This window comes from Keratinibaculum paraultunense (genome assembly GCF_016767175.1).
In the GTDB taxonomy this organism is placed as follows: Bacteria; Bacillota; Clostridia; order Tissierellales; family Tepidimicrobiaceae; genus Keratinibaculum; species Keratinibaculum paraultunense.
Map to the genome: position 1 here is coordinate 1,623,179 of NZ_CP068564.1, position 20,144 is coordinate 1,643,322.

The 20,144-nt window shown below is 27.1% G+C and carries 20 protein-coding genes; 1 reads left to right on the forward strand and 19 read right to left on the reverse strand.

The features are described 5' to 3' along the window. The first annotated feature begins 594 nt into the window (after positions 1-594). The gene (locus JL105_RS07975; protein ID WP_132028002.1) at positions 595-774 is read left to right on the forward strand and encodes a hypothetical protein; all 180 of its coding nucleotides are present in this window, start codon (positions 595-597) and stop codon (positions 772-774) included. 579 nt (positions 775-1,353) lie between these two features. On the opposite strand, the gene JL105_RS07980 is transcribed toward JL105_RS07975, so the two are convergent. From JL105_RS07980 to JL105_RS08070, 19 genes are all read right to left on the reverse strand, one after another. Continuing rightward, positions 1,354-2,010 (reverse strand): CDP-alcohol phosphatidyltransferase family protein, encoded by a 657-nt coding sequence (locus JL105_RS07980; RefSeq protein WP_202690480.1) that lies wholly within the window; start codon positions 2,008-2,010, stop codon positions 1,354-1,356. 24 nt (positions 2,011-2,034) lie between these two features. Next, the gene (locus JL105_RS07985) at positions 2,035-3,081 is read right to left on the reverse strand and encodes an alcohol dehydrogenase catalytic domain-containing protein (protein ID WP_132028003.1); all 1,047 of its coding nucleotides are present in this window, start codon (positions 3,079-3,081) and stop codon (positions 2,035-2,037) included. Continuing rightward, positions 3,081-3,791: a 2-C-methyl-D-erythritol 4-phosphate cytidylyltransferase gene (gene ispD, locus JL105_RS07990; RefSeq protein ID WP_132028004.1), complete on the reverse strand. Its 711-nt coding sequence runs from the start codon at positions 3,789-3,791 to the stop codon at positions 3,081-3,083. Before ispD ends, JL105_RS07985 begins: the two co-directional genes overlap by 1 nt. 17 nt (positions 3,792-3,808) lie before the next feature. Further along, complete coding sequence (locus JL105_RS07995; protein WP_202690481.1) at positions 3,809-4,996, reverse strand: CDP-glycerol glycerophosphotransferase family protein; 1,188 nt, start codon at positions 4,994-4,996, stop codon at positions 3,809-3,811. Between the two features lie 156 nt (positions 4,997-5,152). Further along, positions 5,153-6,169 carry a TylF/MycF/NovP-related O-methyltransferase gene (locus tag JL105_RS08000; protein ID WP_132028005.1) on the reverse strand — a complete coding sequence of 339 codons (1,017 nt, stop codon included), beginning with the start codon at positions 6,167-6,169 and terminating at the stop codon, positions 5,153-5,155. A gap of 32 nt (positions 6,170-6,201) precedes the next feature. Then, positions 6,202-7,254, reverse strand: a complete 1,053-nt coding sequence (pseI, locus tag JL105_RS08005; protein ID WP_132028006.1) for a pseudaminic acid synthase — start codon at positions 7,252-7,254, stop codon at positions 6,202-6,204. A gap of 16 nt (positions 7,255-7,270) precedes the next feature. Then, positions 7,271-8,269: a UDP-2,4-diacetamido-2,4,6-trideoxy-beta-L-altropyranose hydrolase gene (gene pseG / locus JL105_RS08010; RefSeq protein WP_132028007.1), complete on the reverse strand. Its 999-nt coding sequence runs from the start codon at positions 8,267-8,269 to the stop codon at positions 7,271-7,273. Positions 8,270-8,276: 7 nt separating this feature from the next. Further along, entirely contained in the window at positions 8,277-9,011 is a 735-nt protein-coding gene (locus tag JL105_RS08015) for a cytidylyltransferase domain-containing protein (RefSeq protein ID WP_132028009.1), read from the reverse strand. Further along, complete coding sequence (locus tag JL105_RS08020; RefSeq protein WP_132028011.1) at positions 9,008-9,682, reverse strand: HAD family hydrolase; 675 nt, start codon at positions 9,680-9,682, stop codon at positions 9,008-9,010. Before JL105_RS08020 ends, JL105_RS08015 begins: the two co-directional genes overlap by 4 nt. An 8-nt stretch (positions 9,683-9,690) precedes the next feature. Continuing rightward, the gene (locus JL105_RS08025) at positions 9,691-10,620 is read right to left on the reverse strand and encodes an ATP-grasp domain-containing protein (RefSeq protein WP_202690482.1); all 930 of its coding nucleotides are present in this window, start codon (positions 10,618-10,620) and stop codon (positions 9,691-9,693) included. A 20-nt stretch (positions 10,621-10,640) separates the two neighbouring features. Then, positions 10,641-11,834, reverse strand: a complete 1,194-nt coding sequence (pseC, locus tag JL105_RS08030) for a UDP-4-amino-4,6-dideoxy-N-acetyl-beta-L-altrosamine transaminase (protein ID WP_132028015.1) — start codon at positions 11,832-11,834, stop codon at positions 10,641-10,643. Next, positions 11,831-12,868, reverse strand: coding sequence for a UDP-N-acetylglucosamine 4,6-dehydratase (inverting) (gene pseB, locus JL105_RS08035; RefSeq protein ID WP_132028017.1), 1,038 nt, complete (start codon positions 12,866-12,868; stop codon positions 11,831-11,833). Before pseB ends, pseC begins: the two co-directional genes overlap by 4 nt. Positions 12,869-12,877: 9 nt before the next feature. Next, a complete protein-coding gene (locus JL105_RS08040; RefSeq protein ID WP_132028019.1) occupies positions 12,878-14,737 on the reverse strand; it encodes a motility associated factor glycosyltransferase family protein in 1,860 nt (619 codons plus the stop codon). Further along, a complete protein-coding gene (locus tag JL105_RS08045; protein WP_132028021.1) occupies positions 14,724-15,350 on the reverse strand; it encodes a hypothetical protein in 627 nt (208 codons plus the stop codon). Before JL105_RS08045 ends, JL105_RS08040 begins: the two co-directional genes overlap by 14 nt. Positions 15,351-15,485: 135 nt before the next feature. Further along, a complete protein-coding gene (locus JL105_RS08050) occupies positions 15,486-15,929 on the reverse strand; it encodes a hypothetical protein (protein ID WP_132028023.1) in 444 nt (147 codons plus the stop codon). A gap of 67 nt (positions 15,930-15,996) precedes the next feature. Then, positions 15,997-17,334 (reverse strand): motility associated factor glycosyltransferase family protein, encoded by a 1,338-nt coding sequence (locus JL105_RS08055; protein ID WP_132028025.1) that lies wholly within the window; start codon positions 17,332-17,334, stop codon positions 15,997-15,999. Between the two features lie 119 nt (positions 17,335-17,453). Further along, a complete protein-coding gene (hag, locus tag JL105_RS08060; protein WP_132028027.1) occupies positions 17,454-18,311 on the reverse strand; it encodes a flagellin Hag in 858 nt (285 codons plus the stop codon). A 236-nt stretch (positions 18,312-18,547) separates the two neighbouring features. Further along, positions 18,548-19,912 (reverse strand): HD domain-containing phosphohydrolase, encoded by a 1,365-nt coding sequence (locus JL105_RS08065; RefSeq protein ID WP_202690483.1) that lies wholly within the window; start codon positions 19,910-19,912, stop codon positions 18,548-18,550. Next, complete coding sequence (locus tag JL105_RS08070; protein ID WP_202690484.1) at positions 19,890-20,126, reverse strand: response regulator; 237 nt, start codon at positions 20,124-20,126, stop codon at positions 19,890-19,892. The genes JL105_RS08065 and JL105_RS08070 overlap by 23 nt, the downstream gene beginning before the upstream one ends. Between the last annotated feature and the right edge of the window lie 18 nt (positions 20,127-20,144).

Here is a 20,144-nt window from a genome sequence, read left to right on the forward strand (position 1 = left end):
AACTTTAGGATATTTTAATTTCAAATATTATCCTATAACAAATACAATTGATATCTGTATACTTCCCCTTGAATAAGACTATATATGTATGTCAACCCTTTTTGGACAATTTTTTTACCGAACAATTTATATCAATTCCTGTGAATTTATTTGCAATTATAATATTATTTATTTAATCCAGTTAAAAGGTAAATAAACTCTCTTTCGCTTATATCATTGCAAATTCACAGGAAAATTTATGCTTGGATTCTTCAAAAGATAATCGTTTTCCCTTTGGTTCAATAAGTAATCTATTTGAATTAGCTTTGTTTAAAATAGTATTTTCTTGAATTAACTTTTTTAAAAATATTTTTATCAGACATACTAACTACCATCCTTTTTTATTATTTAAATAAACATATTATCTATTAATCTTAGGAAGTATATCTACAAAATTGTTTATGATATTATAAAAGTACCCCAAATTCTAATTGAAAATTCCTCTAGAGGAAATATATAATAACCCTATGACAATTCATAGGGAGGTTAGGGGATGATAAGTTTAATAGATAAATAAAAAATAATAATAGATGGGCTTTTAGAAGAAAAATCTCAATGGGCAATCATAGAGAGACTGGATTTGATAGGAAAACAATTAAAAAATATATCAGAGAATATGAAAAAAAAGAGTTATGCTATTGGATAGAACCACCAAAATATAATGCAAGTAATAGAACTAAAGTTAAATTAACAGATGAAATAATGGATAAAATAGATTTTTATCTAAGTGATTGAATTAAAGATAATAAAGTTATACAATTTCATATCCTTCATAACCTTCAACAAATTTCCTCCTAAAATAATGTTTTAAATTTTCCATTCATAACACTTCCTTGTTATAAGTTATAATAATTTAGCTAACTACTATTATTATACTATATAAATGCTGAGCATTTATATAGTAATTATACATGAGATATAATAAATTATAGAGAATAATTAGTTGGAATAATTAAGTAATCTTTTTCTCTTATAAAATTAATTACTAAATAATGACTATTTTCCCAAAAATATAATAAATTTCCATGATTTTCTGCAAAATCTCTAAGCTCCATATAAAATATTATATCTTCATCATTCGTCTCATCAAATTGTTTATTATGGTAATTAAAAAGTGCTAAAATTTTGTCATCTACTAAATCATCACACCGACTATCATCCTCCTTTACATAACAATAATTTTTATATACTATATAATTCTAAACTAGTAAATAAAAGTTTATTTAATTCCTATTTTTAATAATATATATTGCTCTTATTTCAGACTTCCTCTTTCTATATATTTTCGTTTATACTATTCTTCTATATTAAATTTTATTTATCTTTTTCCAATTTTTCATTCCACCATAATTCTGACAAACGAACAATAATATCTAAAATAAATCCCGTAATCAGTATTATATATAAAATGTTAATTTTACCCAATAATAAAAATATAGTCACTAAAATATCAACAGTCCCTAAATCCATTCCTATAATAAATCCTCTATCCATAAAATACTTTTTTACACCATGTCTTTCGACTGTTTCCAATTTTCTTAGCCTTGGTACTATATAAAAAGTTGCTAGTATAGCATATAAATTAATTAAGAATATTACAGAAATAATTAAATACAATGGTACTTCTCCAATACCAATAAAAATAAATATTAAGGTATAAAAAATCCTATCATTTATACTGTCTAATTTTGCACCTAAATCACTTTTCATATTTTTATATCTAGCTAAATTGCCATCTAATATATCTAAAAACAAATAACATTGTATTAATATTGCTACCCAAATATATCTTTGATTATATGCTAAATAAAATATAAACATTGCAAGAAATGAATTAAATATTGTTACCATATTAGGGGTTATGAAAGTTTTTGATATAACAGGTAGTAACGGTTCAACAACCTTTGTCGTATAAAAATATTCAGCTATATGCATAGTCTTATCTTTTCTTTTATATTGTTTACTTTCCAAAACTTATCACTTCTCTTTTCCAATTCATAAATTAAATTTTAGAATATATTTTCCTAACTTAAAATTTTTTAACTCCATTTCAAACACATTGTAATAATCAACTATATTATTAATATATATTTCATCTAATATCAATTTTGATATCCAATCTTCAAACCTTTTCCTTTCAAATAATAATATTGCTTTTTGAAAATCAGAAACACTACTTCTTGTAACACCATATAATGATATACCTTTTTCAAGTATCTTTCTGGTATTAATTCCAACATAATCCTCAGCAACACCTGTTAAAATAATCTTACCGCCAACATTAATTATATCAATACTTTCATTAATAGCATTTCCAGATGAATTTCCACCAACACATTCATAAGCTATATCAATATTTTCTTTATTTATACTATCATCGCCAATTAAATAATATTTATCAGCAGGAAACTGTTTGATTTTATTTTCATGTTTACCTACAGCTATTATTTTCCCATCTTTATGAATAACTTTCAATACACAACATAATATGTAACCTAATATCCCATCTCCCCAAATTGCAATCGTTTCATCCCCATTTAATTGAACTCGCCTATATGCAGCTATTGTCACAGAAATTAATTCTAAAAAAACAGCTATTTTAGATTCTACATTATCAGGAATTTTAATTAAATTAGTAACGGGATAATTTACATACTCTCTCCCAAATCCATTGTAATTACTAGATGAAAATTTTGCATTAGGACAATAATTTTCTCCTAACTCTGGAATATTACAAACACAATTTAGACATTTGTTGTTATTTTTCGGTACTATATTAGGCACCAAAACAACTCTATCACCAACTTTAAATTTATTAGTTTTATCTAATACGATAGTTCCAATAGCTTCATGTAAAAGACTCATAGGATATTTAAATCCTAATGTTCTTTCATCCCTAGCTCCTAAATAATATCTTAAATCAGCCTTGCATATAGCTCCATACTCTATTCTAACTATTGCCTCATCTTCTCCACAAATGATATCTTCTATATATAAATCAAATCTTTTGGGCTCAACGATTTTAAAGCTTCTGCTTAACATTATACCATCTCCGTTTTGCCAAGTTTAATAATTGCCTTTAATAAAAGTAAATCATCAAAAGAAGTAATCTTAAAATTTAGTTTATCACCCATAACTAATTTAACTTTTTCTCCTAAATCTAAAACTAATTGACAATCATCCGTTGAATTTAATTTATTACTTTCTATGGCTGTTTCGTGAGCTCTTTTTATAAGTTCAAATTTAAAACTTTGTGGCGTTTGACCAATATATAACTCGCTTCTATTTGGAACTTCATGAATTTGTAATCCATCAAGACTTTTTATAATAGTATCTGTACTAGGAATTACTGTATCTGTAGCACCAAATTGTTTTGCACTAGAGATATTATTACTAATTATTTTATGGCTTACTAATGGTCTTACAGAATCATGTATTACTAAAATATCATCATCATTAACATCTTTTGAAATAGCAATTATTGCATTATATACAGATTCTTGTCTAGACATTCCTCCCTTTATTAACCACTTAACTTTGTTTATTTCATATTTTCTCAATAGAATTTTCAAATCATCCATCCATTCATCTAAACACACTACACCTATATAATCAATTTCTGGATGATTGTCAAAAGTCTCTAATGTATAAACTATAATAGGTTTCCCATAAATATCAATAAATTGTTTAGGTTTGTCCACTATTCCCATTCTACTACCGATACCACCAGCTAATATAATTCCTATGTTCATATAGTTCCACCCACCTTCTAAAATTTACCTTCCTCTTCAAATAATACTTCTTTAATAAATCTATCCGTAGCTTTCCCATCAAAATGTTCATTAAATCTGATAGCAAACTTCTTAATTATTTCAAAGTCCCATTCATTTTTATTTATCAATTCAACTACTTCTTCAGTAGTATAGGCTATAGGACCTGGTACAAAATCAGTATAATTATAATAGAAACCTCTAATTTCATTTTCATATTTCTCTAAATCATATGCAAAAAATATCATAGGTCTTTGTAAAATAGCATATTCAAATATTATTGAAGAATAATCTGTTATTAATATATCTGCAATTATCAAAAGATCATTAATTTCTTCATGAGATAAATCAAATACTTTAGATGATAAACTTTTGTCAATTTTTATTTTTCCCCTCTCAAATGGATGCATTTTAAAAACAAAAACATAATTATCGGAAATCCTCTCCATTAGATATTCTAAATTTAAAGCTAACGATTCATTATATCTACTGTCATCCCTATAAGTTGGGGCATACAATATTATTTTTTTGTCTAATAAATAGGGGTATTTATCTAATAAGCTAGTTTTTATCTTCTCCATTCTACTGCTATCAAAAAAAATATCCGCTCTAGGTATTCCAATAGGATAAATTTTTTTAATATCTACCCCAAAGGCATTTGCATATATAGGTGCAACTTCTTTTGAGCTAACTATCACTTTTGTATATTGCCCATGTCCTCTCATATTTCTTTTCATGATTTCTGCACTAGCCATATTTTGCATAGAATCTTTACCAAATTTCTTAAACGCCCCTCCTCCATGCCAAACTTGTATTAATTCTGTTCCTTTTCTAAGCTTGCACATAGAAAAAAGGGAATAATAATCATTGACTATAATATATTTTGCTGTGCATATATTATAATTAATTTTAATTGTTGTAATAATCTTTTTTATTCTGAAAGTATATTCTCTTCTAATATCTGAATTACTAACCATTACATAATTTAAATTCCATTTTTGTTTAATCATTTCATCATAAATAGCTTTATTGTTTCCAGTAAAGTTATCTGAATGAAAATTTAAAAAAACAATTTTTTTTGTATTAATAGGAAAAACTTTAAATATTGCAAAAGACAACCTATTTAATATTACTCTTAAAATGTATATAGGTTTTGAATCTAAAAATTTTTTCATTATAATATCCATATGATGTCTTCCTCCATAGTTTGTTATATGTAGCATAGTAGGATATAAATATTGCTATGCTAAAGTAAAAGTAATAGTAGTTAATTATTCATTATTATTCATAGCGATTTGAAATTAAATATAGAATACAATATTCCTCACTATATATAACCCACATTATTTTGTAATAATAAGAGTCCCCCCAAAATCAGAAATGGGAACCTTCCTTAATTTCCCGAATTTTTGTTCGAAATTTTGTACCGCTTTCTTTACTCCTAAATAATTTCTCACATTATAATCATGTACAAAAATATATCCTCCTTTACTTAGCCTTGGATAAAAAAATTCCAATGCATTATATATAGGGTTGTATAAATCCACATCTATCGAAACAAAAGAAAAGCTTTCTTCTATTCCTATTGCTGTATCTGGAAAGAACCCTTTCTTTATTATACAATTATTTGGATAAGGCATTTTTTTCATTACAATATCTACATTTGTATTTTCAAAAAGATTTTCATGATGAACTAACCTCTCTCGTGTATTGTCTACAATTAGACCTTTCTCTAAATCATGCTTAATTTCATCGATATTAAAACCTTCAAACGTATCAAACAAGTATAACTTCTTATCTTTGAATAAAATATTAATAATTTTGGAAAATTCTCCTCTGTAAACACCTACTTCTGCAACTGCACCTTTTATATCATTATCATAAATTTCATTTGAAACTAATTGCAAAGTTTTATATCTAGTATAATCATATTTCTCTAAATACTCATCATCTAAATATTTATCTCTATAATAAGCTATTTCCCTTGTAATAACAAATTCCTCTGGTTGATACATATTAACTATTTGAGACATAATTTTATTATAAGCTTGAATATTCCTTTCCAATACATATTTATATTTTGATACCTCTCTAAATTTATTATCAAATATTATTTTAGACTCATCAAAACCTAATTCTATCAAAAAATCGTATATCTCAACATATTCACTTGCTATCATTATATAATCAAAATTTGTTTGTTTAATAGTTTCTGGATAAAATATTTTGTTGTTTAAAAAAATACTTCCTTCTTTAGTTTTATCGCTATCTAAAAAGCCTAAAATTTCTACCCTGTCCTTCTTTAAACTATTGTAAAATTTAATTCCTCCACTTCCAGTTCCATAAATATATATCTTCATGTATTTCACGTCCTTTCATTTTATCAAATTTATCACTCCACCAAATCCCACCTCATCGGTGTACCCTTCTTCACATCACATTTAGCCTTTTCCCCTAATATTTCATCAATATACTTTGTCTCCAAACCAAATCCTGGTCTTATACTTTTTACATTTTCTTCTGTAAATACTTCTCCTTTTTTTACATCTTTCACTACAAATAATGATCTAGAATGTTCTCTACTATTTTTTTGTTTTTCCGTTAATTCATAAGTAACTTGTCCTAATGCTTTTTCTAAGTCTCTTATTCTATCTACCATTTCCTTAAATTCATCTGGTTCCATGGAAAATTTAGCATCTGGACCACCACTTGCTCTATCTAAAGTAAAATGTTTTTCTACTATTTTTGCTCCCAAGGCTACTGCTCCCAAGGCTACTGTATCGCCTAGAGTGTGGTCTGATAGTCCGACAATTGTCCTAAATGTGTCTTTCATGTTTGGGATTACTTTTAAGTTAATATCTTCCATGGGTGATGGATATGCTGATGTGCATTTTAAAAATGCTACCTGATCATTCCCCATTCCTTTACATGCTGCTAAAGCTGCTTCTATATCTGCTAATGTTGCTATTCCTGTGGATATAATAATTGGCTTTCCTTTAGAGGCTATGTATTCAATAAACGGAATATCTGTTATTTCAAAAGAAGCTATTTTATAGGCCGGTACATTCATTTCTTCTAAAAAATCTACAGCAGTATTATCAAAAGGTGATGAAAAACATATCAATCCTTCTTCTTCAGCTATTTTCTTTAGTTTTGGCTGCCATTCCCATGGAGTATAGGCTTCTTCATATAGCTTGTACAAAGTAGTGCCATCCCAGATGGTACCTTGTTTTATTTGAAAATATTCATTGTCACAATTTATGGTTATAGTATCAGGTGTATAGGTTTGAAGTTTTATTGCATCTGCTCCAGCCCATTTAGCTTTTTTTATAGTTTCTACTGCTCTATCATAATCTTGGAGATGATTTGCTGATAGTTCTGCTATTATGAACGCTGGATAATCTTCTCCTATTTTTATTCCTTCTATTTCTATATATTTATCCATACCTTACCTCCAATCTTTAAATTAATGCCATAATCTCATCTACTATTCTTCTACTTCCATTCCCATCTACTAAATTAAACATTTGCTTTGAAATTTTCTCCCTATACTTATAATTCTTAATATTCCTTTCAAAAATATCTAAAAAATTTTCTTTTTTAAATTTAAAATTTTTCCCTTCTAAATCTATATAATCTATCCCTGTTTTTCTGTGTATTACTTGAACAAATTTTCTTTGATTATCTGCAATTATTATTGCTATGGTTGGTATACCACATGCACATAATTCATATAATGTATTTCCCCCTGCAGAAATGGCTAAGTCACTATTTAGCATTATTTCCGCCATGTTATTTGTATTTATATAAAATTTAACTCTTTCATCTTCATAATTTTCTATCATAAAATCTTTATATCTATAAGAATTGCCTAAGATAACATTATATTCTATATCATAATAATTATCTAAAAGAAAATCTAAAATATCTTTTGTAATATTATACTCATCTCCACCACCTAATGTAATCATGACTTTTTCTACATTAGGTTTTGGTACTTTATATTTTTTATTTCTAAATTCATCTCTTAATATGGCATATTTAGGTCCTAGAAGTTTTTTTGCACATCCTTTATAATCTATACTTAATGCCTCTATACTAGAATTAACTAAAATATCCATATTATATTCACTAAATTTAGCCAAGTCATCTATATATACTATCTTTTTAGCTATATTATAAAATTTATTTATTCCATGTTCATTAATACTATAATCATCTACTATGGCTAAATCATATTTTGGTTTTTGATGACTTGATAAATAATCTAAAATGTTTTCTACAATTATTGTATGAAATCCATTATTTTGAAGCAGTTTTATAATACTGTTATCACTATTATCAATAATATATTCGACATAAATCTCTCTTTTTTTTAATTCTTTAGCTAAAGTTAATGCCCTCATTATATGTCCTATACCAATAGCTGATGAGCCATTGGCGTAAATTATTACTTTCATATTATTCCTATGCCTTCTTCTGTTTTATGTTTTTATTTATACTAGCTATATTAGGATTTTCATCTAAAAATTTTACTACTTCCTTAGCTTCTATATATTCATCTTGAAAATGATTGAATATAGTTTCTACTAATTTAAAATCCTCTATAGTATCCACAGATAATCTATAGTCTTTATTGTAAAATTCATTTCCTTTTACAATACCTATATTAAATTTATCTGGATTTTCATAAATATATAATGTAACATGCTCTTTATATCTATGAGAATTCCCTAAAGAAGAAACTTCCCCCCACACTTTCAACAATGTTTTGGATGAAAATACTTCTACATCAAAACCTCTTATAAAAGTCTCTGGTACATCTAATCTTACATAATCATAGTTATTAGCCATAAAATATGTAACTACATTGTCTACAATAAAAGGATCTATTAACGGACAATCTCCAGTAATCCTAATTATAATATCTCCACCATATTTTTTATATGTATCTACATATCTTTTTAATACATTATCTTCCTCTCCTCTAAACACTTTATAACCTTTGTTTTTTACTATATCAACCAAGAAATCGTCTCTCTTTTCTATAGTCGTAGCTAAAACTAATTCATCTATATATTTAGATTTTCTAAGTCTTTTTAAAATGTAGATTATCATAGGCTCATTTAAAATAGGCTTAATAACCTTTTTTGGTAATCGTTCAGAGCCTGTCCTAGCTTGTACTATGCACAGTACTGTCATTTTAATTCCTCCAGTATATTTTCTAATTCTAGTAGAGATTTTATATTATAATTTGCTTCATGTTTTTCATCTAAAAAAGTATTCATATGGTCCCCAATGGGACGAATTATTCTAATAGAATTAATCCCCAATTCCTTACAAGGTAAAAAATCCTTGTTTGGATTGTCCCCTATATATACAGCTTCTTCTGGTTTAATATTGAAATATTCTAGCATCATTTGAAATGGTCTTATACTAGGTTTCCAGTATTCTTTCCCATAATCATCTGTAACAATAATCTTATCCATGTATTTTTCAATATTTAAAGCTTTAATCTTATTCCACTGAGTATCTTTATAACCATCAGTTATAAGTCCTAATTTATATTTAGCTTTAAATTTTTCTAAAACTTCATAAGCATCATTATAAAGAAAAATTTTAGGCTTATGATGTCTGTATATTCTAACTAAGTTGCCAATATTCTCTTCAAAATGATATTTTTCGCATATATAGTCAAAAATTTTTCCCCTTCCTTGGGAATTTAAAATTTCAACCATGTCCTTAAATAATATATCTTTGTTTATTTCATATTTATTAGATAAAAATACAGCCACTTCCATAAATCCACCATATACAAAGTCTATTTCATTATATAAAGTATCATCTAAATCAAATATAATTAATTTTATCATCTTTCCCCCTAAATATAAATTGCTTCATCATATCTAAGCATTATCATTTCTTTAAATTCTCCTATAATTGGTCTCACATTATACCCTTCAACCATTTTGCCTAAATATTTAGCATATGGTACTCCTGCTTCAAAGGTTAAAGGAACTCCACCACCAAATCTTGTATTTACTTCTATAAATTTTATATTATTATCCAAATCTACAATACATTGAATAGTCAATGGACCTATAGGTTTTGTGTTTTTATCTATTTTTAATTTATTGCATAGTTTTAAAGTTTTTTCAATTATATCTTTGTTTTTAACCGTTCTGCCTTTTGATACTTCCCCTGCTCTAACTTCTATTCTTTCTCTTGGGACTATGGAAATTACATTTCCTTTTAAATCACATAATACATCTATGGTATATTCCGTTCCTTTTATATATTCTTGAATAATTGGGTTTTCTATGTAATCTATAAAAAAACTTAATTCCTTTTTATTGTCTACTTTAAACACATTTTGACTACCTGCTCCATTTATTGGTTTAATAATTAGTGGGAAATTAAAATCTTTCACTCCCTGTTTCTTATAAGTCATAGGTGTATCTATACCATTCTCAATAAAAAATCTATAACTCTCCCATTTGTCATTAAATATTTCTATTATTTTTTTATCACTTAATATAAGTATCGTACCTGTTTTATTAAACTTTTCTCTATTTTCACATAATAATATAAATTCCTTTTCATATAAAGGAATTAACATATCTACATTTTCTTTTTTACATATATTTAAAAGGGTGTTTACATATTCTTTATCATCCCACTTTGGAACTTTATAAAAAGAATCTACAAAATGCTTAGCTGGTGCTAGTTCTCCAGTATCTACCCCTATTACCTTATGATATTTTTTAAAATGATTTATTAATTGCACTCTTCTTCCTATAGCTGTAAACAATACATTCATCCTTAATTCAACTACCTTTTATAATATTTTAATACTTTATCCAATGCTTCTACCACATCTTTAACATCTTTATCAGTCATTTTAGGATATAATGGTATAGTTATAATTCTTTCATACAATTTTTCTGCATTAGGACATAGTCCCTTTTTATATCCTAATTTTTGATAGTATGGATGATAATAAACTGGAATATAATGAACATTTACTCCAATATTTTCAGCTTGTAAGGCTTCAAATATTTCACGTCTCCCCACTTTAAACTTTTCCAGTTCCAATTGAATAACATATAAATGCCAAGAAGATTTTATATATTCTTCTTGATAAGGCAATACAATTCCATCTATATCTTTTAAATATTCGTTGTACTTTTCTGCTATTTCTCTTCTTCTTCTTAGAAATTTATCTATTTTATTCAACTGACTTATGCCTAATGCACATTGAATATCTGTAATTCTATAATTATAGCCCAATTCTAATTGTTCGTAATACCAAGAACTTTCATTTTTATTATATAGGATTTCCTTATCCCTTGTTATTCCATGGGTTCTAAATAATTTTAATTTTTCATATAATTCTTTATTATTAGTAGTAATCATACCACCTTCTCCAGTAGTAATATGTTTTACTGGATGAAAACTAAAAGTTGTCATATCCACTAATGAACCTATTCTTTTACCTTTATATTCTGCTCCTAAGGAATGAGCACCATCTTCTATAACTATTAAATTATATTTTTTAGCTATAGCATTAATCTCATCTATATTAACAGGTTGTCCTGTAAAATCTACTGGAACAATAGCTTTAGTTTTACTGCTAATCTTTTCTTCTATATCTTTAGGATCTATATTATATGTACTAGAATCTATGTCTGCAAATACAGGCTTACCTCCTTGATATAGTATGCAATTAGCAGATGCTGCAAAAGTTATGGGAGTTGTTATCACTTCATCTCCCTCTTTAATGCCTGCTGCAAATGAAGCTCCATGCAGTGCTGCTGTTCCATTAGATATAGCTACTGCATATTTTACCCCAACATATTTACCAAATTTTTCTTCAAACTCTTTTATTTTAGGTCCAGTGGTAAGGTAGTCAGATTTTAGTGCCTTTACTACTTCTTCTATATCATCATCCTCTATCCACTGTTGCCCATAAGGTAAATAAGTATCTCTTACAGGCGTACCTCCATTTATGGCTAATTTAGTCATTTTGTCACCGCCACTTCTCCAATATATTCTTGAACATTTGGCATCATATCCAATTCTGTTAATAATCTCCTCAAATCTTCCACATCTAACCATTCACTATTAGTTCCTGAATTATATTCAAAACCTTCTTCAATTGGCTTTCCACCATTGGTAAAATACCTTTCTGAGCTCCACCAATCAAAATGAGGATATATTATATAATGATTTTCATATTCATAGGTCATTCTAGAATCATCTTTAGTAATCATTACTTCATGGAGTTTTTCTCCTTCTCTAATTCCTACTTCTTCTAGTATAACTTTAGGGTTCATAGCTTTAGCCAAGTCTATAATCTTAAAAGAAGGTATTTTAGAAATATAAGTTTCTCCACCTTTGGATTCTTCTATTGCTTTAAAAACTAATTCTACACCTTGTTCTAATGTTATCCAAAACCTTGTCATACGGAAATCAGTTATTGGAAGTTTGTTTTTCCCCTTTTCAATTAATTCTTTAAAAAAAGGTATAACTGAACCTCTACTACCTGCTACATTTCCATATCTAACTACTGAAAACCTAGTACCTTCCCCACCAGAATATGCATTTGCAGATATAAATAATTTGTCTGAAACTAATTTTGTTCCTCCATATAAATTAATTGGATTTACAGCTTTATCAGTAGATAATGCAACTACCTTTTTAACTCCTCTATCTAATGCTGCATCTATTACATTTTGAGCACCATGAATATTAGTTTTTATAGCTTCAAAGGGATTATATTCGCAAGCAGGTACTTGTTTCATAGCTGCAGCATGAATTACATAATCTACTCCATTAAATGCCCTATATAATCTTTCTTTATCTCTTACATCTCCTATAAAAAACCTTATATTCTTTTTATAAGATGGAAACTTTTGTTTCATTAAAAACTGTTTATATTCATCTCTAGAATATATAATAACTTTTTTTGGTTTATACCTTTTAAACACCATTTCAGTAAATTTTTGCCCAAAAGAGCCTGTCCCACCAGTTATAAGTATTGTTTTGTTGTTTAACATATTTATCCCTCACCTATTCTCTAAAAATACTTCTATATTTAATTTCATTTCATTGTAAACCTCTTCTATATTATCTATATCTTCTTTGCATAAATCCATAAAACCTTTAAAAGCATCTATTATCCTTTTGCCTTTTTTAACTGGATCTTTTTCTTCATTTAGACTATCTATACTATTAGCTAGTAATTCATACTGAACTCTATTCATAGGTAATATAAATACTTTGAAAAAATCATTATTTTCAATCTTTCTTAAAACCTTGTCCAACTTTATATAGGTTTTCTCTGCTTGATTAAAATTTTTATTTCTTATCAATCTCTCTATCTTATTTAAAGTATCATAATAATCATCTATTAATTTTAATGCCCTTTTATAGGCTATATCCATTTTTTTAGATTGAGTCTCTAAATATTCTCTATCATATCTGGTTTTATTTCCCTCTAGCCAATTATGTTCCACTACCTTTTCTTTTAAATATTTATCAATTACAATTTTCAACTCTATAAAATCTGTTCCCTCTATATGAGCTCCACCTTTTGTTGTGTTTATTACCTTTACATTATGTAAAATCTTAATATATTGCTCCATTTGCTGCCTCATACTATCAAATCCCAAACTTGTTAATATTTTTTCCCCATATACATCTTTAACATAAATTCCATTTTCAATATCTTTATCTGTAATATCTCTACTATAATGAATACCTTCTGAATGTCGTTTTTTACCTTTGTATGCTAGATTTTGTCCTACCAATATTATTGGGTTAAACCCTAGTTCATATAATAATTGTAATGTTACGACTGCTATAGTTGGTGCATCATATACCATATCTATGGGCTTATTGTTTTCGTTTCTTAAATAGTAATTAGATACAGAATCTTGGCTAGTAATCATATGATATTTCTTTCCTGGATAATTTATTAATGTTTCGTATCCAACACTAGAGCCAAATATCATAGGTATTTCTTTTATTCCTTTTTCCTTAATCTTTGTAAATACATTTTGATTAAATTTTCCAGGATCGTATGTACAAGCTACATCTGGATATATGTTATAATGAACTAAAGTATTAACAGCAGAGCCTACACTAAATATATAGGCCAATCCATTATCCTTTATATATCTAATATTCTCTATTTCTTCATTCAATGATGGTCCTGCTGCTACAAGTATAGCAGGCTTGTCTTTAAATTCACCTTTCTTCTCTAATAGAATATTTGGAGTATTTAATACTTCTCCAAAGTTTTTCATACTATTTAAAATCCATCTTTCTTGAAAAATTAGATTTGTTCCAATACTAGTTTTTTTATCTTTTAAAGTTTCTTTAAATAACTCTATAAATTGATTATACTTCTCAGCATATATGTTTTTATGGCTATTTAATGGTATACAGATAAAATTATCACTTGTTTTATTTATAATATTATCAAAAAATTTTATAGTTTCTAATTTATTATCTGCTAATACAATATCCTTTAAATTTAATGAAGGTAGCTTTTTTAATGGTTTATAGGATAAATAAGCATATAGTATTTCTGGTATTGGTTCATATATATAATAATTTACATTGGGATGTTTTTTCAAAAATAAGTCTATATGATAGCCTAACCCTACTCCATAAAATATTATTGTTGTATTATCTTCGATATTACTGTATTGGTTTACTATAGTTTCTCCTTCTCGAATTGGATTATACTTACTATGAAGGTATACTTTTTTATTGTTTTTTTCTACCCATAAGGTTTTGTACCCCTTTTTAGTTTCTTCTATTTGAATTGAGTCCATATCTAAAGAATCTTCTAAAGATTTTAATTTCTGCCAAGTTCTAGGATATGTCAGCTTTAATATATTAATATTATCTGCCAGCATTCATATCAACCTTTTCTAATACTAATTTCCCCAATTTTTCTTTCATTTCTTTAAATAAAGGCGCTATTTCATAAGATAGTATGTCTGCTGTAGATACAAAATCACTATTTTCTAATATTTCTTCAAACTCTCTTATCAATCCACCTAATTCATGGATATCTTTTGCATATAGATTCCATTCTTCATAACTATTCACTATGTCTTTTAATTCTGGATTTGAATCAATAATTACGAAGCTATCTATAATCCATTTAATTCCTTCTAAAAGCTGTATTAATTTATTCCATGAACCCTGTAAAGGCTGTTTATAAAATTCATCTGCTAATATTTCTATTTCAGGTACGACTCTATCAATATAATCTATGGTACTTAAAATTATATCTTGAGATATTCCTTTGATAGTTTTAGTAACAACCCTTACTTCTTCAATATTTTTAATATTATCTAAAAAATAATCATAATAATTATCATATACATCAATTCCATCTATTATTAAATGACTAAATACTAAATTTGTACTATTTATTATACTATCAATTTTATTAAATATCTCATCTATTATATCTTCGCTATTACAATACTCCAAAATTTTATCTAATATATATATTTTCATTTAATTACCTCCAAACTTTAATCTATATATGTTATCGACAAGATTAGGAATTTTTTTATTATATATCACAAAAATATCACAAAAGGTCTTTTGAAAAATTAAAGACCTTCTATATAATATCATCATTATTCATATTTATACATATTTTTTTCTAATTTTTCTTATTTCAACTTCATGTTCACCATACATTTCCATGATTAATTTATTTGTTTCCTCTAGGTTACATATTCTATTTTCCAAGTTTTTTATTTGTTTTTTCAATTCTCCTGCTTCTCTAGCTAAGATAATATTAAATTTATCCATTCCAGCTTTATGAACTTGACTACTATGTTGTAGAGCTTTTAATATTTGAGTATTTTCTTTAACTTGAACTTCTATAATATCAGTCTTGTTTTGAACTCTTTCAAGGCTTTTATTCGTCTCTTTTTGCTCATTTTTCATTGCCTTCATATCGCTTTGCATTGCCTTCATATCGCTTTGCATCGTATTCATATTACTTTGCATTGCCTTCATATCGCTTTGCATCGTATTCATATTACTTTGCAACACTTTTAAAATTTCTAAAATTTCATTTTCCATTTTCTCACCACCTTTTATTCATTATTATATCAAATATAAATTAATATTTATACAGTTTTTTAAAAATTTAAATTAAATATCTGTCTATAGTTTCCTTTAAAGTTAATATTTCTGTTCCCTTTATTTTAGCTCCTCCTTCTGTTGCATCTATAAATTTTATTCCTTTTTCGTTTACTATTCTATTTTGAATCCATCTTAAGTAACTATATAAATTTTTAGGAGAATAAACTGTATTTCCATATATATCTTCTACTCTTCTTAAATTTCTATATCCATTTACTTCTTTGGAATAACTGAATTTAGAGTGAGTTTTTCCATCTGTGTATGCTAAATCTTGCCCTACAAATATTATTGGATTACAACCCATATTAATAGCAACATCTAAAGCTGTAGTGGCTACTGAACCTCCTGTTTGGACTAGCTTATGATTATGTTTCTTAGCATATTCTTCAGCTGGTGTATATCCTTCTTGTAATGCTATCAGCTTTTTCCCTTTATAATTTAGCATTACATTTTTATCACAGGTAGATAATACTATAAGGGGTATATCTATATCCAAGCCTTTTAATTGACTATTATATACAAATTTTTGAGGATCTGTAATAATAATAAAATCTGGCTCTATATTTTCTTTTAATAAGAATCTAACTGCTCTACCAACTGATAAGATTATACCCTTCCCTTTAGCTTTTTTAAGTTCTTTTATATTTTTATCTAAAGATGGTCCTGCAGATATAATGTATAAAGGTATATTATTATATTTATTAAATAATATATCTACATTATCATTATAATTTTTAATATTAGATTTAAAATTTTCATTTAATGTTGGAGCAAATTTCTCTACTGAATCCTCTTTCATTTTAAATTCTTCTAATAAATATTTTAATTCTAATAAGTTTCCAGACATTGTTTTAAAGGATGGATTATGAAGGACTATTTTTATATCTTCTTTTATAAGTACCTCATTTAATATTTCATTAATCTCAACTATATCATCTGTTACAAACAGTTTAGCTCTACTGTTTCTAATAATATTGCTTAAATCTACATTCTCTAATGCTAATCTAAATATTTCTTTATTAGTTTCAATTATGTAAAAATTAGAATTAGGAGCCATAGACATCAATTCTTCTACATGATATCCAAATCCTAAACCAAATATTATATAATTTTGAATTGATATATCATAATTCTCTTCTGCTATGCTTTTTGCTTCTCTATTTGGATTGTATTTACTATGCAAAAAATAAAACTTGCCCTCTTGATTGATTTTTACTGTGGATTGATTGGTCTTGGTTTTTGTTATTTCATATGTGTTTTTATTCGGTATTATTTTTATTATGTCTTTAAGGATATTTGGGTAATTTTTCTTCAGTAAGTTTATGTTGTTTTCATAATGCATATTTATTCCTCCATTTTATAATGATAATATATATATATTATCATATGCATATAAAACTCTCTATACTAAAAAGAGTCAGAGGAAAAATCCCTGACTCTTTCTTTAAATTAGACATCTGCTTATCTTAATAACTGTAATACTGTTTGTGGTACTTGATTTGCTTGAGCAAGCATTGCAGTAGCTGCTTGTTGTAGTATAGTTTGTTTTGTGAATTCCATCATCTCTTTAGCCATATCTACATCTCTAATTCTACTTTCTGCAGCTTGTAAGTTTTCAGCTGAATTATCTAAGTTTTTAACTGTATGTTCTAGTCGATTTTGAATAGCTCCTAGCTCTGATCTCTGAGTAGAAACTTTATTTATTGCATCATTAATTGTTGTTATTGCTTTATCTGCATCTTCTTGAGTTAATATACCACCTGTAGTGGTCTCATCAACATCATCAATGTTTTCAACTTTAAGATTATCAATTTTTAATCCACTTGTAGTCATTGCTCCTATTGTAATCTTCATATTTTGTCCACTGTTTGCACCTATGTGGAATACTTTATCTTTAAAAGTTCCATCTAATAGTGTTTGAGTATTAAATTGAGTTCTAGTAGATATACCGCTTATTTCTTCTAGTAATTGATTTATTTCTGTTTGCATAGCCTGTCTATCTACTGTTGTCATATTAGTGTCATTTGCTGATTGTACTGCTAATTCTCTCATTCTTTGTAAAATTGAGTGTACTTCATCTAATGCTCCTTCTGCTGTTTGGATTAGTGATATACCATCTTGAGCATTTTTGGAAGCCATATTAAGTCCTCTTATTTGAGCTCTCATCTTTTCAGAAATAGATAGTCCTGCTGCATCATCTCCAGCACGATTAATTCTATAACCTGAGGATAGCTTCTCTAAAGATTTAGAAACTGCAGTGTTGTTAATAGCTAATTGTCTGTTGGCATTCATAGCCATAATGTTGTTGTTAATTCTCATTATTCATTCCTCCTTGAATTTTTTATTTTTTGTGGGATTCCTTCCCCACAAATTTATCTATAACAAGCCTTTCGGCTTATTATCGCTGTTAATCATTTTTTGTTTTTGATATTTCTATCAAAAACATTTACTACAAAATTTTAAAATAAATCCTTATGGATAATATAATTACATTAATATAATATGTTCATTTATTAATAACAATCATTATTTTTAATTAATATTTTTAAGATTTTTTACTTCTCAATATTATTATCGGATACCTTTTCAATAACTTTAATATTTTCATCAGAATATTTTTCTTTTATCTCTATAAATTCATCTAAATTGTCAAATAGTATATCCACCAAGTCTGGGTCAAAATGCTTACCCCTTTCTTCTTTAAAATAATTTAGTATATCATTCATCACCCATGCCTTTTTATATACCCTTGGAGAGCCTAATGCATCAAACACATCCGCTACTGCTACTATGCGACCAAATATGTGTATCTCATCTCCTTTTAATCCTCTTGGATAGCCTCCACCATCGTATCTTTCATGATGTTCATGGGCTATTATAGCTGCAGATTTTAGTAATTCCCTATCTGAGCCTTTTAGTAGATTGTAGCCTATGGTAGTATGAGTTTTTACTATATCAAATTCTTCTGGGGTAAGTTTTCCTGGCTTTAATAATATACTATCTGGAATAGCTACCTTACCTATATCATGAATAGGAGATGCCATGGAAATTAGCATTATTTCTCTTTGGGATAATCCATATTTTTCTGCTAATATCTTACTATATTTGGAAACTCTTTTTACATGATTGCCTGTTTCCTCTGAACGTGCTTCTGTAACTTCTCCTAATAAATATAATATTTCTTTTTGAGTTTCTTCTATTTCTTTGTTAAGGCAAAGACTTTCAAAAGCAGCTAATATGTTCCTGTGAAATATATTTAAAATTTCCTTATCTAAATGATTTATTTGTTTTTTAGCTTCTATAAACACCATTCCTTCTATCCCACTAGAACTATGATAATATGATACATATCTATTATCAGTTATTAAAGGTTTTCTCATCCTATAGGCTTTTTTTATCAATTCAAAATCTTCTTGGGATATAGAGTCCATAATTTTTTTCCCTATACAGTCTTTATATTTACCATAGGCAGATGTTACTTTAAAAGCTTCATCATTAAAAAGTCTAAGAGCTGTCAATCCGTTTGCATTACACTCTTTATCCTTCCTACAAAGATTTATCAAAGAATTAATGGAACAAAATGCAGTTTTTATAAAGTCCTGAATAGATACTTTTTCAAATAAATTACTAGATGAAGCAACTACTTCTTCCATTATTCTTTTATTATTATTTATATACATAATATCTTTATAAGCTCTAAGAGCAGCCACTACAACTGTACGTAATTTGTTAGTCAATAGCTGTATTTTTTCTTCATAGCCATTTATATCATAATTTAGTATAGCTTCTTCTTCTAATTTTTGGCTTTCTTTGCTGGTCATCAAAACTATTCTAGTAGCTTTATTCTCTATAATTTCCCTTATATATCTAGATAATTTAAGTCCTGTGTTTTCCTCCTCAATAAAAATATCTAAGAGCACTAATGCGCACTAATGCTATGTCATCATTCTTGTTTAATATATCTAGTGCTTTTATGCTAGAATGGGCACTTAATATTATAAGGGGTTTATCTTCAAATTTAAAATCTTTTAATATCTCTTTTATCATTATATGCACAAAATTATCATCATCTATTATTAATATTTTCCAATGATTTTCATCTTGAATTTTTTTCATGCAACACTCATTTTCCATCAGAATTCCCCCTACCCT